The organism is Streptomyces sp. NPDC059255 (assembly GCF_042752355.1).
GTDB lineage: Bacteria > Actinomycetota > Actinomycetes > Streptomycetales > Streptomycetaceae > Streptomyces.
On sequence record NZ_JBHYZP010000004.1, the window covers coordinates 73,507 to 89,180 of the forward strand.

At 73.0% G+C, this 15,674-nt stretch carries 15 protein-coding genes and 1 tRNA gene; 15 read left to right on the forward strand and 1 reads right to left on the reverse strand.

Annotated elements, in window-relative coordinates:
* Window positions 1–17: 17 nt before the first annotated feature.
* The 9 genes from ACFXKG_RS07575 (at window position 18) to ACFXKG_RS07615 (ending at window position 8,042) form a co-directional block, all read left to right on the forward strand.
* Entirely contained in the window at window positions 18–257 is a 240-nt protein-coding gene (locus tag ACFXKG_RS07575; RefSeq protein ID WP_384833898.1) for an acyl carrier protein, read from the forward strand.
* Entirely contained in the window at window positions 257–1,513 is a 1,257-nt protein-coding gene (locus tag ACFXKG_RS07580; RefSeq protein WP_384833901.1) for a beta-ketoacyl-[acyl-carrier-protein] synthase family protein, read from the forward strand. The genes ACFXKG_RS07575 and ACFXKG_RS07580 overlap by 1 nt, the downstream gene beginning before the upstream one ends.
* A 104-nt stretch (window positions 1,514–1,617) precedes the next feature.
* Window positions 1,618–2,298, forward strand: a complete 681-nt coding sequence (locus ACFXKG_RS07585) for a class I SAM-dependent methyltransferase (protein ID WP_384833904.1) — start codon at window positions 1,618–1,620, stop codon at window positions 2,296–2,298.
* 17 nt (window positions 2,299–2,315) lie between these two features.
* Window positions 2,316–3,797 (forward strand): cytochrome P450, encoded by a 1,482-nt coding sequence (locus ACFXKG_RS07590; protein WP_384833907.1) that lies wholly within the window; start codon window positions 2,316–2,318, stop codon window positions 3,795–3,797.
* Window positions 3,798–3,853: 56 nt separating this feature from the next.
* Window positions 3,854–4,873, forward strand: a complete 1,020-nt coding sequence (locus ACFXKG_RS07595) for a hypothetical protein (RefSeq protein WP_384833910.1) — start codon at window positions 3,854–3,856, stop codon at window positions 4,871–4,873.
* A 73-nt stretch (window positions 4,874–4,946) separates the two neighbouring features.
* Entirely contained in the window at window positions 4,947–5,411 is a 465-nt protein-coding gene (locus ACFXKG_RS07600; RefSeq protein WP_384833913.1) for an SRPBCC family protein, read from the forward strand.
* A gap of 243 nt (window positions 5,412–5,654) precedes the next feature.
* Window positions 5,655–6,194, forward strand: a complete 540-nt coding sequence (locus tag ACFXKG_RS07605; RefSeq protein WP_384833916.1) for a flavin reductase family protein — start codon at window positions 5,655–5,657, stop codon at window positions 6,192–6,194.
* Window positions 6,191–7,588 (forward strand): NAD(P)/FAD-dependent oxidoreductase, encoded by a 1,398-nt coding sequence (locus tag ACFXKG_RS07610; protein ID WP_384833919.1) that lies wholly within the window; start codon window positions 6,191–6,193, stop codon window positions 7,586–7,588. The genes ACFXKG_RS07605 and ACFXKG_RS07610 overlap by 4 nt, the downstream gene beginning before the upstream one ends.
* A gap of 64 nt (window positions 7,589–7,652) precedes the next feature.
* On the forward strand, window positions 7,653–8,042 hold the full coding sequence (locus ACFXKG_RS07615; protein ID WP_384833922.1) for a hypothetical protein: 390 nt from the start codon (window positions 7,653–7,655) through the stop codon (window positions 8,040–8,042).
* 13 nt (window positions 8,043–8,055) lie between these two features.
* On the opposite strand, the gene ACFXKG_RS07620 is transcribed toward ACFXKG_RS07615, so the two are convergent.
* Window positions 8,056–8,142 (reverse strand) — tRNA-Arg (locus ACFXKG_RS07620).
* Window positions 8,143–8,303: 161 nt separating this feature from the next.
* On the opposite strand from ACFXKG_RS07620, the gene ACFXKG_RS07625 reads away from it, so the two are divergent.
* The 6 genes from ACFXKG_RS07625 (at window position 8,304) to ACFXKG_RS07650 (ending at window position 15,624) form a co-directional block, all read left to right on the forward strand.
* A complete protein-coding gene (locus ACFXKG_RS07625; RefSeq protein WP_384833925.1) occupies window positions 8,304–8,999 on the forward strand; it encodes a GDSL-type esterase/lipase family protein in 696 nt (231 codons plus the stop codon).
* Window positions 9,000–9,136: 137 nt separating this feature from the next.
* On the forward strand, window positions 9,137–9,640 hold the full coding sequence (locus ACFXKG_RS07630; protein ID WP_384833928.1) for a hypothetical protein: 504 nt from the start codon (window positions 9,137–9,139) through the stop codon (window positions 9,638–9,640).
* A 192-nt stretch (window positions 9,641–9,832) separates the two neighbouring features.
* Window positions 9,833–11,761, forward strand: coding sequence for a WD40 repeat domain-containing protein (locus ACFXKG_RS07635; protein WP_384833931.1), 1,929 nt, complete (start codon window positions 9,833–9,835; stop codon window positions 11,759–11,761).
* A gap of 148 nt (window positions 11,762–11,909) precedes the next feature.
* Entirely contained in the window at window positions 11,910–13,913 is a 2,004-nt protein-coding gene (locus ACFXKG_RS07640) for a WD40 repeat domain-containing protein (RefSeq protein WP_384833934.1), read from the forward strand.
* Entirely contained in the window at window positions 13,910–14,605 is a 696-nt protein-coding gene (ribA, locus tag ACFXKG_RS07645) for a GTP cyclohydrolase II RibA (RefSeq protein WP_384833937.1), read from the forward strand. The genes ACFXKG_RS07640 and ribA overlap by 4 nt, the downstream gene beginning before the upstream one ends.
* Window positions 14,602–15,624, forward strand: coding sequence for a formylglycine-generating enzyme family protein (locus tag ACFXKG_RS07650; protein ID WP_384833940.1), 1,023 nt, complete (start codon window positions 14,602–14,604; stop codon window positions 15,622–15,624). The genes ribA and ACFXKG_RS07650 overlap by 4 nt, the downstream gene beginning before the upstream one ends.
* The last annotated feature ends 50 nt before the right edge of the window (window positions 15,625–15,674 follow it).

Consider the following 15,674-nt stretch of genomic DNA (forward strand, 5'->3'; position numbering starts at 1 on the left):
TCCGGAAGGAACCTCTCGTGGAAGACACCTATCAGCGCCTCGTCACCCTGCTCACCAGCACGTTCGGCCTGGACGCCGACTCCATCTCGCCGACCAGCACCCTCAGCGCCCTCGAACTCGACTCCCTCGCCCTCGTGGAGCTCTCCGTGGCGGCCCAGGAGGAGTTCGACGTACCGATCGAGGACAGCGAGATGGGCCCGGAGTCGACCGTCGGGCAGGCGGCCGAGATCATCTCCGGCAAGCTGGCGGTCGTCTGATGGGCCGGGAACCGACGACCGCCCCGGCCCGGGCCCCGTTCGACGCGGCGATCACCGGGGTCGGCATGGTCACCGCGGCCGGGGTCGGGGTGGAGCGGAGCTGGGAGCGGATCCGTGCCGGGGCGGGTACCGCGGCCTCCGACGTCCCCGCGCTGGCCGGCATACCCGCCGACTTCGCCTGCGCCGTACGGGACTTCGACCCCGGCGGGCTCATCGACCGCAAGCAGAGGTGGCGGCTGGACCGCAGCAGCCAGCTCGCGCTGGTCGCCGCCCACGAGGCCGTCACCGACTCCGGCCTCGACCGGGACTCCTGGGACGCCACCCGGGTCGGGGTGATCCTCGGCAACGGCATCGGCGGGGCCGCCACCTGGGAGAAGCAGCACCATGTGCTGCTGGAGAAGGGGCCGCGCAAGGTCTCCCCGCTGCTCGTCCCGATGCTGTCGGCCAACATGTGCGCCGGGTACGTCTCCATGATGTTCGGTGCCCAGGGCCCCAGCCTGGTGACGGCGACGGCCTGCGCCTCCGGGACGACGGCGGTGGGCATGGCGCGTGAACTGCTGCGCACCGGGGTCTGCGACGTGGTGATCACCGGGGGCACCGAGGCTCCGCTGGTCCCCTCGATGATCGTCGGGTTCAGCCAGATGCGGGCCCTGGCCGGGCGCCGCGACGACCTGTCCGCCACCTCCCGCCCCTTCGACGCCGACCGGGACGGCTTCGTACCGGCGGAGGGCGCGGCCGTCCTCGTCCTGGAGCGGGCGGCGGACGCCCGGGCGCGGGGCGCCACCGTCCGGGCCATGGTGAGCGGTTACGGCGCCTCCGCCGACGCGCACCACGCGACCGCCCCCGAGCCGAACGGCCGCGGCGCCGAACTCGCCCTGCGCGCCGCGCTGCGCGACGCCGGGGTCGGCCCCGGCGAGGTGGACCACGTCAACGCGCACGGCACCGCGACCGTGCTGAACGACGCCACCGAGGCGAGGACGATCCGCCGGGTGCTCGGGGAGCGGCCCGCCGTCACCTCCGTCAAGGGGGTGGTGGGCCACGCCCTGGCGGCGGCCGGCGCCATCGAGGCGGTGGCCACGGCGCTCACCCTCGAAGAGGGCCGCATCCCGCCCACCGCCAATCTGGAGAGCCTCGATCCGGAGCTGGAGATCGACGTGGTGTTCAAGGCCGGCCGCGATCTGCGCGCGGAGGTGGCCGTCAGCAACTCCTTCGGATTCGGCGGCCAGAACGCCGTCCTGCTCTTCACGGCGGCCTGACCGGCCGGCGCCCGGCCGACGCCCGGCCCACGCCGGGCCGCGGCTCCGGCCCGTTCCGTTCTGTGGCACCACCCAGACCTTGCGAACCGTGAAGGGAAGTCCGGATGATCGACAAACTGCTCAAGGCGCCGCTGGAGTTGGTGGAGAACAACTTCAAGCGGCCCGACGGGCGCGCCGGTCGGCTGATCGGCCACGTGATGACCAAGCAGCACCGTACGCTCACGGTGTGGGCGATCGAGCACATGGGGGTACGGCGCTCCGAGCGCGTCCTGGACATCGGGTGCGGCGGCGGAATGGCCGTCAAACTGCTCTCGGAGCGGGCGAGTCGGGGGTTCGTCGCCGGGGTGGACCACTCGCCGGAGATGGTCCGGCAGTCCGTACGGCGCAACGTCGACGGTGTCGCGGCGGGCCGGGTGGCGTTCCAGCAGGGCGACGCGGGCGAACTGCCGTACGAGGACGAGTCCTTCGACCAGGTGAGCGCCATCGAGACGTTCTACTTCTGGCCGGACCCGATGCGCGGGCTCGCCGAGGCGTACCGGGTGCTCAGGCCCGGCGGCCAGGTGTCCGTCACGCTGGAGATGAGCCGGGAGGCGGCCGAGCGGCCCACGGCGAAGCAGCGTTACCTCGGGAAGCGGTTCACGGAGCGCTCGGAGCGCGAGGGCCTGCGCATCCTCTCGGGGAACGATCTGGTGGAGATGCTGGGCAAGGCCGGTTTCCGGGACGGCCGGTACGTCGCGGAGCCGACCCGCTCGTTCGGCTGGGTCTGCGCCCTGGCCCGGAAGTGAAGGGGACACAACCGCCCATGACTCCGGCCCGCGAACCCGCCGCCCCCACTCCCCTCGCCACTCCCACGCCCACTCCCACCACCGTCGGCGCCACCACCGTCGGTGCCGCCACCGCACCCGCCGCGCCGGAGGCGCGCGCCCTGCCCGTGCTCGGCAGCGTGCTGGACTTCCGCAAGGACATCCTGGACGCCATGCACCAGGGCTGGCGCGACCACGGCGATCTGGTCCGCTACCGGCTCGGCCCCGTCGTCGTGCACGGCGTCTCCAGCCCCGAACTGGCCGGCGTGGTCCTGACGGACAGCGCGACGTACGGCAAGCTCGGCGCGGACAACCCGCTCCGGCTGATCCTCGGCGAGGGGCTGCTCACCAGCGACGACCACGAGAGCTGGATGCGCAACAGGCGCATGATGCAGCCCATCTACACCAAGCAGGCCATCTCCCGCATGTTCGAGTCGATGGCCGCGTCGACCGCGGACCAGGTCGCGCACATGGCGGCCACGTACCGGACCGGCGACGTGGTGGACGTCCACGCGGAGATGATGCGGGTCACCCTCGACATCGTCAGCCGGTGCATGTTCAGCACCGATGTCGAGCGGACCAGGGACATCAGCCCGGAGGCCGTCGAGCTCGCCGTCAACTACGCCTTCGACCGGCTGCAGAACCCCTTCAGCCCGCCGACCCGGTGGCCCACCCCGCGCAACCGCCGCTTCCAGGCCGTGATGCGGCGGATGGACACCATGACGTACGGGATCATCGAGGAGCGCCGCAGGGCCGCGGCCTCCGCTGACCGGCGGGGTGACGGCGCGCCCGACCTGCTCGACATGCTGCTGGACGTACGGGACGCCGACACCGGCGAGGGCATGAGCGACCGTGAGGTGCGGGACGAGGTCATCACCACGTTCGGCGCCGGGCACGAGACCACCGCGATCACCCTCACCTGGGCCTTCTACCTGCTCTCCGGCAACCGCGAGGTGCTGCGCCGGGTGCAGGAGGAGGTGGACGAGGTCCTCGGCGACCGGATGCCCACCATGGCGGACCTGGCGGCCATGCCGTACGCCCTCCAGGTCTTCGAGGAGGCGCTGCGGCTGTACCCGTCGGCGCCGATCGTCCCCCGGCTCGTCCTCAAGGACACCGTGCTCGGGGGCCACACCGTACCGGCCGGGTCGCGGCTGCTGGTCAACCTCTACAACATCCACCGCCACGACCGGCACTGGGCCGATCCGGAACGCTTCGATCCGGAACGCTTCACCGCCGGGGCCAGGAAGGGGCGCCACCGTTTCGCGCACATGCCGTTCGGCGCGGGTCCCCATCTGTGCATCGGCAAGCACTTCGCGCTGATGGAGGCACATCTGCTGCTCGCCGCCCTGGTACGGCGGTACGAGTTCCGGCACGTGCCCGGGCACCGGGTCGTCAACCAGGCGTCGATCACCCTGCGGCCCCGCTACGGAATGTCCATGACCGCGCACGCGCGTACGGGAGCCGCCGGCACCGCCCGGTGAGCAGCCCGGAGCCCATGAGCCCGGTAAAACCCTGTCACGATGGGAAGACGGACCCGATGAACCACGACCCCCGCACAGCGGACGCCGATCGCCTGAACTGGACGCAGTACCGTCCGGGCCAACAGGCGGGCCACTACGAGAGCTTCTACCAGCGGGGCAACCACCCGACGGAGCCCCGGGCCTTCTGGATCCGCTACACGGTCTTCAGCCCCGCCGGGATGCCCGACGCCGCCATCGGTGAGCTGTGGGCCGTCCACTTCGACGGGACGACCGGCCGCCATGTCGTGGCCAAGGAGGAGTACCCGATCTCCGAGTGCCACTTCAGCCGCGACTCCTTCGGCGCCCGGATCGGCGACCGGGTCCTGGAGCCGGGCAGCCTGAAGGGCGAGGCCACCGGCACCAACGGCAGCATCGGCTGGGACCTGACGTACGAGGGCACGGAACCGCCGCTGCTCCTGCTGCCGCCCGGCCTGTACCAGGGCGGATTCCCCAAGGCGAAGAGCCTGGTCGGGGTCCCGTCCGCGACGTACGGCGGCAAGCTCACGGTCGACGGAGAGACGATCGACGTCGACGGCTGGACGGGCAGCCAGAACCACAACTGGGGCAGCCGGCACACCGATCACTACGCCTTCGGTCAGGTGGCCGGGTTCGACGGCCACCCGGACAGCTTCCTGGAGATCGTCACCGCGACGACGCGGCTGGTGGGCCCGGTCAAGACCCCGAAGATCACGTTCCTGGTGCTGCGCCACGACGACCGCGAGTACACCCTGTCGTCCATCCGGCAGGGGCTCAAGGCCAAGGCCGACTTCGGCTATTTCTACTGGGACTTCGCCAGCTCCGACGAGACGACCGCGGTCCGGGGCCGCTTCACCGCGGCTCCCGAGGACTTCGTCGGGCTCAACTACTACAACCCGCCGGGCGGCATCAAGCACTGTCTGAACACCAAGATCGGCCGCTGCGAGCTGGAGATCCTCAACAAGGCGACGCGCACGATCCAGCGGCTCACGACGAGCAACCGCGCCCTGATGGAGATCCTGACCGACGACCGCGAGCACGGCATCCCGATCCGCGCGTGAGCGAAAGGAAGTCCTCCGAGTGACCGACCACCGGACCGCCCCTGCGCAGGGGGAACCCGACACCCCCTCACACATGTCCGAGAGCATCGTCATCCGCGTACCGCCGGAGGCCGCCTACGCGGCCGTCAGCGATGTGGCGCGGATGGGCGAGTGGAGCCCCGAGTGCCGTGGCGCGTGGATCATCGGCCGGGGCGGCCCTGCCAGGAGGGGCATGCGGTTCGTCGGCCGCAACCGTGCCCGCTGGCTGCCGTGGCCCACCCTGTGCCGGGTGGTCGAGGCCGAACCCGGCCGCGTCTTCTCGTTCCACGTGAGCTTCCTCGGCATCCGGGTGGCGGGCTGGACGTACCGTTTCTCGCCGCTGCCCGAGGGGTGCGAGGTGCGGGAGGAGTGGCGGGACCACCGGGCCGGCCCGCTCGGCATGGCGCTCACCGCCGTCACGCCGCTGGTGACCGGCGTCGGGCGGCGCAGGGCCCGCAACCGGGCGACCATGCGCACCACCCTTGTCGCGCTGCGCGACGCCCTGGAATCGGGGCGCTGACGCGCGGGTCGCGGGACCGCCGGTCGTTTGCCGGCCCGGCACCGCTGATCGTGCCGGCCCGCGGCACCGCTGACTCCGCCGGCCCGGGACCGCTGATACGGCGGTCCGCGGCACCGCCGATCGCGTCGGCCCGCGGCACCGCCGCTGCGCCGCTGCGGCATCGCTGATCGTGCCGGCCCGGCACGGCAGATCGCGCCGGCCCACCGCACAGAGAACCCCAGCCCGGACAGAAGGAGCCCCAACATGCCGCACGTCATAGCCGACGCGCGCCCCGGCGGGCCGGAAGCGGACCGGATGTCCGTTCCCGGCGCCGCTCTCTGCCTGGACTTCTACGCCCGCCTCGCCTCCGGTACCGCCGTGGTCACGGCGCCCTCGGACGACGGGCCGGTGGGGACGACCGTCTCGACCGTCACCTCGCTCTCGGCCGACCCGCCGCTGCTGCTCGTCTGCCTCTCCCACTCCTCGCGCACGCTCGCCGCGATCGAGCCGGGTTCCGCCTTCGCGGTGCATCTGCTGACCGAGGAACAGCGCGGCCGGGCACGGCTGTTCTCCACCGCCACCCCCGCCGAGCGCTTCGCCGCCGAATCGTACGAGGACGTGCTCGGCGTCCCCGTGCTCGCGGACACCTTCGCCTGGTCGATCTGTGTGACGGAGGAGGTGCGCGCGTACGGCGACCACTGCCTGGTCGTCGGGCGGGTCGCCGCCCTGCACCTGGCCACCGGGCGCCCCCTGATCTGGCACGACCGCGGATTCCACGCCCTGGCGGAAGGGGCGGCGCGATGACGGCCCCGGATTTCCCGGCGGACGGGGAGCCGTGCTGGGCGTCCGCCCAGCACGGAACCACCCGCCGCGGCGCGACCGGCACCGCGCCCGCCGCGCCCATCGCGTCCGCCGCGCGGATCGCCGGCGGGCTCACCGCCGACGTCGCGGTGGTCGGCGCCGGTCTGGCCGGCCTGTCCACCGCGTACCACCTGGTCGAGCGCGATCCCTCGCTGGACGTCGTCGTCGTGGACGCCCGGCATCCGGCGGCCGGCGCCAGCGGCCGGGGCACCGGGCTCCTCGGGCCCCGGATCGGGCCGGCCGTCGACCGGGCGGCCCGCCGCTTCGGTCCGTCCAGGGCGCGACGCATGTATCTGGCCTCCGTCACCGCCGTGGAGCGGGTGATCGCGCTCACCGAGGAGTTGGGCGCGCCGTGCGGGCTGCGCACCGGGGAGCAGATCGTGGCGACCCGCGGCGCGGCCGGCCTCGCCTCCCTCGCCCGGCAGGCGGAGACCTACCGGGCGCTCGGCCTGGACGTGCCGGTGCTGTCCGCCGCCGCCATCCGCGAACGCGTCGACGTGCCGTACCACGCGGGCCTGCTCCACCGCTCGGCCGCCACCCTCGACCCCGCCGCGCTCAGCGGTGCGCTGGCCGCCGCCTGTGCCGCGAAGGGCGTCCGCTTCCACGACGGCAGCCCGCTGCGCGGCCTGCGCCCCGGCCGCGGCGCCCATGCCTCCACCGAGCTGCTCTTCCCCAGCGGCACGCTCCGGGCCCGTAAGGCAGTCCTGGCCGTCAACGCGGCGGCGGGGGAGCTCGGACTGCCCGTCGGCACGGTCCTGCCCCTCCAGGTGCACGCCGTCGCCACCGGCCCGCTCGGCGCCGAGATCCGCGCGGCGCTGGGCGGCGCCACCGGGACCGCCGTCGTCGACAGCGTGCCCCTGGCCCCGTACTTCCGCCTCACGGACGACGGACGCCTGGTGGTGGGCGGCGGCCGGGCCCTCCACCTGCCCGGGCTGAGCCCCGGCCGGGCCGCCGCGCTGCGCACCGCCACATGGCGACTGCTGGAGGAGCGGCTGCGGCTGCTGCATCCCGGCCTGGCCGAGGTACCGGTCCGTCACCGCTGGTCGGGGCAGATCGGCATGACGCTGGACGACCTTCCGGTGGTCGGGCACGTGGGGGGCCACCCGGATCTCTGGTACATCGGCGGCTGCTGCGGCCACGGCCTGGCCATGTCGGTGGCCCACGGCGCGCACGTCGCGGAGTCCCTCGTGGCCGACCGTACGGCGGCCCGGAGCCCGGCCGCCCACCCCTGGCACCGCGACCGGGCCCCTTGGGCCCCGCTCACCGCGCGCCCGGCCAGGGGGCTCCTGCGGGCCCATCTGAGCGGCCTGGACCGGGCGGCCCGCCGTACGCGGTGAAGCACTGTCCGCGCTCTCCCCTTCCACACCTCCCCACCTCTCATCGCCATGAACGGAACAAGACATGTGGACCGCCCGACTCACCACCGCGCTCTTCGTCGTCGTCGGTGCGATCAACCTGCTGCCGGGCTTCGTCGCGCTCGCCCCGTCGCAGATCACGACGGCGTACGGGGTGTCCGTCGCCGGCCCCGACTCCGCTGATCTGACGGTGCTGCTGAGGCACCGCGCGGTGCTGCTGGGGCTCGTCGGAATGGGCCTGCTCTGCGCGGCGTTCCTCACATCGCTCCGGGTGCCCGCCCTCTCGGCCGGCGCGGTCAGCATGGGGACGTTCCTGCTGCTCGCCTACTCCACGCCGGGGCTCAACGACGCGACGATGCGCGTGGCCCGTATCGACATCGCGGCGTTCGCGCTGCTGGCGGTGGCGGCGGTCCTGGTGTGGCGGAAGAACGCCTGACCACCGCGTGGTGCGGAGAGGGCAGGATTCGAACCTGCGAGGGCTTTCGCCCGGTCCGAGTCGCCTCGGAACCCCGTTGGGCCGCTTCGGGTACCTCTCCTCACGGTGGGAGGGGGTCTCGGACCGTCCCGCCGTGCTGATGATTCTGCCGGTCCGGCCTGACATTTCGCTGAGACGGGCCTGAGATCGCCACGCATCCCGCTGTAGGGCTGTAGAGCTGTAGAGCTGTGGAGTTGTGGAGTTGTAGACAGGAGAGAGCTCGTGTCCGAACCGCCCGCGGCCGCCGACAGCGAGGCGAACGACCCCGGTTGTCTGAGCGACGGTGAGGCCGCCCGGCTGCTGGGCGGTCTGCGCCGGCGCCGGATCGTGGTGCTCGGCGACGGCAGGGCGCCCCGGCGCGTGGAGCGGGTCCCCGGCTACGACCGCACACCCTGGTACGACCGCGTCGCGGACGCCCTGCGCGTGGTGCACCCCTCGCTCGCCTGCCTCAGCCTGCTCGGCGCCCGGGAGCAGAGCGCCGCCGCGGTCCGCTCCCGGCAGTTGCCGCGTGCGCTCGCGTTCGGCGGCGATCTGGCGGTGGTCCACCTGGCCGGCCATGACGTGCTCCGTCCGGCGTTCGACCCGGACGCGCTCCGGACCGAGGTGGTCCGCGTCGTCGCTCCGCTGCGCGAACACGGTTACGACGTCATGCTGGTGACCCCCTTCGACCTGACCCGGTCGCCCGGCGCGCGGCTGCTCGGCGAGAAGGTGCTGCGGACCCGTCAGCGCGCCCAGTCGGAGGCCTGCGCGACCCTGGCCCTGCGGCACGGGTCCCTGCACGTGGACCTGTCCGACCGGCATCCGGCGGCGGGCGAAGAGGTGTGGAGCGCCGACGGCCTCGTCCCGAACAGTCGCGGCCAGGCCGTCCTGGCCGCGGCGGTGGTGCGCACGCTCGGGCAGCGCCTGCGCGCGGACTGAGCCGGCACCGCCCAAGGTGAAGGCCCGGGCAGGAATCCGACAGCAGGCGGACAAGACTCGGACAATGCCCTGGTCAAGGGGTTCCGGCGCCTCCTATACCGGTCGGGAGCACCCGATACGCAGGAGGTACAGGCATCATGCGGAAATCCTTAGTTGCTGTGGTCGCCCTCGGTGGTCTGGCGATCGGTGGTACGGGGCTGGCCGTCGCGGGCGAGGAGGTCGCCGGGTCCGGTGGTCCCGGAAGTGCCGCGCAGAGCGGGCAGGCCGGTGAGAGCCGGACGCTGCGGTCGGGCGGGGCGCAGGGAGAGGCCGCCGGGCAGGCCGCGGCTCCCCAGGTGACGAACGCCGCCCAGGCCGCGGACCTTGTGCTGCGGGTAGTGGGAGGCGGGCGCGTCACCGGGGTCGGGCTGGAGGAGGAGGACGGGCGCGCCGTCTGGAAGGTCGTCTTCGTCAACGGGACGGGGACACGCGGGGCCCAGGTGGACGCCCTGACCCGCGTCGTCGAGGAGACCGCCGCCGATCCCGCCATCGTCGGTGGCAGCACCTTCGACGATGACGACTCGTGCACGGACGGCGACGACAGCGATGACGACGACGATGACGACGACGGAGGCCGCGAGGGCGTAGAGCCCAACAAGTAGGCCGGACAACAGGAAAGGGCAGGCAGGAAAGGCAAGGGCAGGAAAGCGGCGCACATACCCCGGCCGGCGGCACAGTCCCCACCGTCCGCCGGCCGGGTCCGTCGCACCGTAGTGCCCCTCCCGGCAAGCTTTGCCCCGTCGGGCAGACATTGCCGGTCGCGGCACCAGCCCCCGACACAGGGAAACGTCATCGTGAAGCCGACAGACCGCATCGTCAGGATCGTGCACGTGGACGGCACGGGCCTTCTCGCCTCCGACACCCACGGGCGGGTCCATCTGCTCGACGCGCGGTTGCGGGTCGTCAGGTCGTCCCCCTTCGTCCCCCAGGGCAGGCCGCTCTACGGACTGGCCGTCGCCGACGGCTGGGTCATCGGCAAGGACCGGATGGGCGCGCTGTTCCGGTGGTCGCTCGACACGCTGGAGCTCGTGGACCGGCTCGACCCCGCGACCGTCTGCGACCCGGCCCTGCTCCTCCCCAACGAGCGCCCGTCTCCCGTCAGTTCGCGGGGCATCGGCATCTGGAAGGGCAAGGTCTTCGTCAGCAGCGGCTACCACCGGCAGATGCTCGTGGTGGATCTGCACACGTTCGAGGTGCTGGAGATCCGCCCCAACATCTGCGGCACCAGCCCCATGGAGTGGGCCTGCACCGACCATCCCACTCTGCACGCCGTCTCCGACAAGAAGGGCAACCTCCGGTTCGGTTCGTTCGATGGGGACGCCGACTTCCCCGACCGGGTGAAGCTGGACGACGGCAACATCCACCGGGTCCGCTACGACGCCCGCCACGACCGGTTCTGGGCCACCCAGGACTTCGGCGCGGGCGAGAACGCGGACATCGCCAACGGGGTCGTGGTCGTCGGCGCGTCGGGCGAGAAGGAGGACGAGTGCCTCTTCGCCCGCGACGACGTCGAGTTCGTCACCTTCTCCCCCGACCATCTGCGGGCCTATGCGGGCGGCTTCGACGGCGAACTCCACATCTTCGACAACACGGACCGCGCCCTGCGCATCACCCGTACCGTGACCGGGTTCTCGCACCAGCTCTCCGATCTGACCGTCGACCCCGACGGCCAGGTGTACGTGCTGTGCCAGGACGGCGAGATCGTCCAGCTCGACGCCGACGGCACCTTCGTACGGGCCATGGGCTTCCCCCGGCAGGCCGTGTGGGACATCCAGCCGTCGCCGGAGGACCCCGGCACCCTGTACTGCGCCACCGACACGGGCGTCACCGTCGTCCGCGTACAGGACTCGGTGGCGGGGCCGATGACCCACGTGGTGGCGGAGCACACCACCGGCTTCGGGTTCACCCGCCGGGTGGCCCCCGTACGGTCCGCGGGGAGGTCCGGCTGGGTCGGTATCACCCGCGACCACCGTGCCTTCCGTACCGACCGGACCGACCGGACCGACCACGGCGGGCCGGACCCGGTGCTCCGGTGGAGCGTGGAGCTGCCCGCCCTCCCCCACACGGTCGCGGTCAGCCCGGACGGCGCGCGGGCCCTCGTCGCCACCAACACGGGCGCCGTCGAGCTGGACACCGCGGACGGACGGCGGCTGGACACCTTCACCGTCGACGGACTGCCGGTCTGGGCGGCGGTCTACCTGCCGGACGGCGACCGCCTCCTGGTCACCAGGAACGGTGTGATCGTCGTACTCGACCGGGCGGACGCGTCCGTACGGTGGCGGTTCGACCAGGGCGAGTACCCCAAGCGCCTCTGGATCCAGAGCGGCCGGGCCTACCTCACCGGCGACGGCGGGGTGAAGGAACTCGTCGTCGGCGAGGGCGTGGTGGCCCGCTGGCTGAAGCTGCTCTCCAACACCGTCGAGAACGCCGTCATCGGCGACGGTCTGGTGATCGCCAGTTCGTACGGCATGCAGCTCGCCGCCTACGACTACACCACCGGGAGCTTCCTCGGCCTCTTCGAGGACCTGCCCGACTACCCCAAGGCGCTCTCGCTGCTGCACGGCGCCGACGGCACCCCGTACCTCCTCGTCGGCTGCCGTACGGGGCTGCTGTCGCTCTACCGGATCGAGCGCCGCCCGAAGAAGGTCCGGCTCGTCAAGGTGCGGGACCACTGGCTACCGCGCCGGCCCGCCGCCATCGACCTGCGGATCCACGACCGGTGACGGTCCTCTTGAGGACCGCTTTGCCGGCTCCTTTGGCGGCCCTCCTGGCGACCGCTTTGCCGGCTCCTTCGGCCGCCGCCTCGACGGCCCCTTTGACGACCATTCGCCCGACGCCCCCAGCGACCGACCGCCCGGAGAGGGAAGCCCCATGCGCACGATCGATCTGAAGCCCGACCCGCTGGGCCACGCCGCCCCGATCACCCATGTCGCCTTCCGGCCGGACGGCAAGCGCCTCGCGAGCTGCTCGTACGACGGAACCGTGCTGGTCTGGGACACCAGCGAGCCGGCGAGCCCCGTCCCGCTGACGCGGCTGCGCCACCGCCGCCTCGTCAACGCCGCCGCGTGGAGTCCGACCGCGCCCACCCTGCTGGCGACGGCGTCCGCCGACAAGACCGTCGGGGTGTGGCGGATCCCCGAGCACGGGCAGCACCGCCTCGTCACCGTCCTCGCCCGGCACACCGACGACATCAACTCGGTGGCCTGGATGCCGGACGGCCGGCGCCTCATCTGCGTGTCGGAGGACGGCCGCGCGACCATGTGGGACACGCCGACCGGTGCCCTCCTCGCCGAGATCGGCGCACACGCGGCCCACTGCATGATGGTCTCGGTGAGCTGCGAGGGGCTGGTGGCCACCGTCGGCGAGGACGGCATGGTCGCCGTCGGCGACCCCGGCCGCCCGGCCACCGCGGAGATGCGGCACTACGCGTCGTCCGTCGAGGGGTGCGCCTGGTCGCACTCCGGGAAGCTGCTGGCCGTCGCCCGCGACGACGGGGTCGTCAACCTGCTGACGCCGGAGCTGGACTGTCTGCGCACGATCAACGTCTCCACCTCCGCGGCGCGCTCCGTCGCCTGGGCGGACGACGACAACTCGATCGTCGTGGGCGCGTACGACGGCTCCCTGCACCACATCGACATCAGCGGCGAACCGATCCGCCGGACGCACGACGCGCGCCTGTGGCCGCGCTCGGTGGCCGCGGCCCACGGGCTCATCGCCGCAGGCAGCTTCTGGAACGCTCCCCACCTGTTGGACTTCGCGACCGGGGCCGAACTCTCCGCCCCGCGGCGGCCCGGCCACGGCGTCAACGCGCTCGCGGTCCTCAGCGACGGGCGCCTCGCCGACCGGATCCCCGGAAGGCGGCTCCTCGCCGGGTGCGACTCGGGAAGCGTCCTCGTCCTGGACGCGGACGCGGACGCGGACATGGACGCGGACGCGGACGTGGGCGTGGGCGTGGGCGCTCCCTCCGGCGCCCGGCTGCTGCCCGTGTCGGACAGCCCGGTCCTGTCGCTCGCCGCGGGCCGGGACGGCATCTTCTACGCCGGTACGTACGGGGGCCAGGTCGTACGCCGTTCCGTACGCCCCGACGGCGGTGAGCCGACCGTCAGCGCGCCGCTCGGCGCGCCCGTGCCCTCGCTCGCCCTCGTCGGGGACCGGCTCGTCGCCGGTACGTACAACGGCGAACTGATCGCCCTCGACCCGGAGACCCTCGCCGAGGTGGAGCGGGGCGCGCCGCACGCGGGGTCGGTGAAGTCGCTGTCCGCGTTCGCCGGCGGTTTCCTGTCGGCGGCCACGGACCGTACGGTCGTGGCCGGGCCCCTGGACGACCGGGCCACGCTCTGGCAGCACGGGAACCTGGTCAACGCGGTGGCCGGGCTGGGCGACCGGGTGGTCGCGTCCGCGTCCCGGGACCACACGGTGAAGGTCGGCCTTCTGGCGCCGCCGGGCACGGGCGGCCGGCGGGTCGCGAACGTACAGACCCTGCTCGGACCCGACGAGTCCGTCAAGTGCGTCGGCCTGCTCGGCGATCCCGACGCGCCGGTCGTCCTCGCCGGTTCGTACGACTTCGGCCTCTACGCCTGGGAGGTCGACTGGCGGGACAGCGTCGGCACGCTCGCCTCGGGCCGCCTCGTCAGCACGTTCCGGCAGGGCCTCTCCTGCATGACCCCGTGGGATGCGGACCGGATGGTGGTCGCGGGCTGGGACGGGCGGCTGCTGCTGGTGGGACGGGAGCGGCGGGACGCTCCGGTACGTGAGCTGCGGTCGTGGCAGGTCGACGAGGTGATCGAGCGGGCCGGGGCGGCCGACCGGGCCGCCGGCGACGAGCACGTCGACGAGCACGTCGACGCCCTGGAGTACGGGCAGGTGGCGAGTTGAGTACGGGAAGCGGCACCCGGGTACGGGCGCGCGTCCCGGTCACCCTCGGCCGGGTCCGCGGCCTGCGCGCCGAACTCGTCACCTTCCAGGGTCTGCCGGACGCCGGGGAGCACCTGGCCTGTTTCGTACCGCCACGGGACGGGAGCGTCCCGCTGGTACGGCTGCACAGCGAATGCCTCACCGGAGACGTCCTCGGCTCCACGCGCTGCGACTGCGGCCCCCAGCTCGACGAGGCGCTGGGCCTGCTCGCCGACCACGGCGGTGCCGTGCTCTACCTCCGTCAGGAGGGGCGCGGGATCGGTCTCTACAACAAGCTGGACGCCTATCTGCTCCAGAACGCGCGCACCGACACCTACCAGGCCAACCGGCTCCTCGGCCGTGGCGCCGACGAGCGCGACTACGGGGTGGCCGCCGGGATGCTGCGGGCACTCGGCCTGCGCCGGATCCGGCTGCTCACCAACAATCCCGACAAGGTGCGGCAGTTGCGGAACCACGGCATCGACGTCACCGCCGCGGTGCCGACCGGCCTGCACCTCACCGACGACAACGCGGCCTACCTCACGGCGAAGGCGCGCACCGCAGGCCACACGCTGGCGTTCGGCGCCGACGACGGTGCGGGATCGGGTGCCGGGGACGGCTCGTGCGCGGACGAGGTACGGCACGGCACGGCGCAGGGCGGGGTACGGGCATGACTCCACCGGACACCGCCACGCCTCGCACTTCTGCCTCGCCGCACTTCGCCCACCACGCCGCCCTCGCCGACCCGCGCCTGCTGCGCCCCGGCCCGGACGCCGTCGACCGGCTGCGCGCCCTCGCCCCCGCCGGACTGGCCGCCGCCGTCGAGGATCCGGCCGAGCCGCTCGCGGTGCGCCTCGCCGCCGGCGGGCTGCTCGCGCTTCTCGGCGACCCCCGGGTCCGTACGGGCGGGACGCCCGCCACCCGCGCCGTGCCGGGCGGCACCGTACACGTCGGGCTGCCGCCACGGGCCGTCCGGGCGGTGGTGGACAGATGGGCGCACGTGGGCGTCGAGAGGGCGTGGATCGAGAAGGAGACGCCCGTGGAGCAGGTCGTCGTGGCCGACTACTGGATCTGCGCCTATCCCGTCACCAACGCGGAGTACCGGCACTTCCTGGCGGACACGCGCCGTCCCGCCCGGCCGACCACCTGGTACCTGGGCGCCTATCCGTACGACCGGGCCAACCACCCCGTCGCCGGTGTACGCCCCGAGGACGCCGACGCGTACGCGGCCTGGCTGTCGGAGCGCACGGGTCATCCCTGGCGGCTGCCCGGCGAGGCCGAGTGGGAGTACGCGGCGAAGGGGCCGCAGGGGCTTGAGTTCCCCTGGGGCGACACGTTCGACCCGGACGCCGCCAACACCCGGGAGGCCGGTGTCCACACCACGACCCCGGTCGGCGCCTTCCCGGCGGGCCGGTCGCCGTTCGGCGTGTCCGACATGGGCGGGAACGTCGAGGAGTTCGTCGCGGACGACTACCGGCCCTACCGGGGCGGTTCGTTCGTCGCGGACGACCTCACCGGTACGGACGGGTCCACCGTTACGGAAGAGGCTCCGGCGGCGTACCGGGTCGCCCGGGGAGGCAGTTTCTCGCGCTTCGGCGATCTCGCGCGGACCCGGCGCCGGCACGGCGCGTTCCCCAGCCCGCTCTACCCGGTCGGCTTCCGGCTCGCCACCGGCACCCGCCCGTCGTCATGACCATCGGCACGCAACGGACCGATGGATCGATGGACCGATGGACCGACATA

Bases quoted from the DNA above. Each gene is read 5' to 3' on its own strand.
- ACFXKG_RS07585 (WP_384833904.1), top strand. From the start codon at position 1,618: ATGATCGACAAACTGCTCAAGGCGCCGCTGGAGTTGGTGGAGAACAAC.
- ACFXKG_RS07650 (WP_384833940.1), top strand. From the start codon at position 14,602: ATGACTCCACCGGACACCGCCACGCCTCGCACTTCTGCCTCGCCGCAC.
- ACFXKG_RS07595 (WP_384833910.1), top strand. From the start codon at position 3,854: ATGAACCACGACCCCCGCACAGCGGACGCCGATCGCCTGAACTGGACG.
- ACFXKG_RS07590 (WP_384833907.1), top strand. From the start codon at position 2,316: ATGACTCCGGCCCGCGAACCCGCCGCCCCCACTCCCCTCGCCACTCCC.
- ACFXKG_RS07605 (WP_384833916.1), top strand. From the start codon at position 5,655: ATGCCGCACGTCATAGCCGACGCGCGCCCCGGCGGGCCGGAAGCGGAC.
- ACFXKG_RS07580 (WP_384833901.1), top strand. From the start codon at position 257: ATGGGCCGGGAACCGACGACCGCCCCGGCCCGGGCCCCGTTCGACGCG.
- ACFXKG_RS07630 (WP_384833928.1), top strand. From the start codon at position 9,137: ATGCGGAAATCCTTAGTTGCTGTGGTCGCCCTCGGTGGTCTGGCGATC.
- ACFXKG_RS07615 (WP_384833922.1), top strand. From the start codon at position 7,653: ATGTGGACCGCCCGACTCACCACCGCGCTCTTCGTCGTCGTCGGTGCG.
- ACFXKG_RS07600 (WP_384833913.1), top strand. From the start codon at position 4,947: ATGTCCGAGAGCATCGTCATCCGCGTACCGCCGGAGGCCGCCTACGCG.
- ACFXKG_RS07610 (WP_384833919.1), top strand. From the start codon at position 6,191: ATGACGGCCCCGGATTTCCCGGCGGACGGGGAGCCGTGCTGGGCGTCC.
- ACFXKG_RS07640 (WP_384833934.1), top strand. From the start codon at position 11,910: ATGCGCACGATCGATCTGAAGCCCGACCCGCTGGGCCACGCCGCCCCG.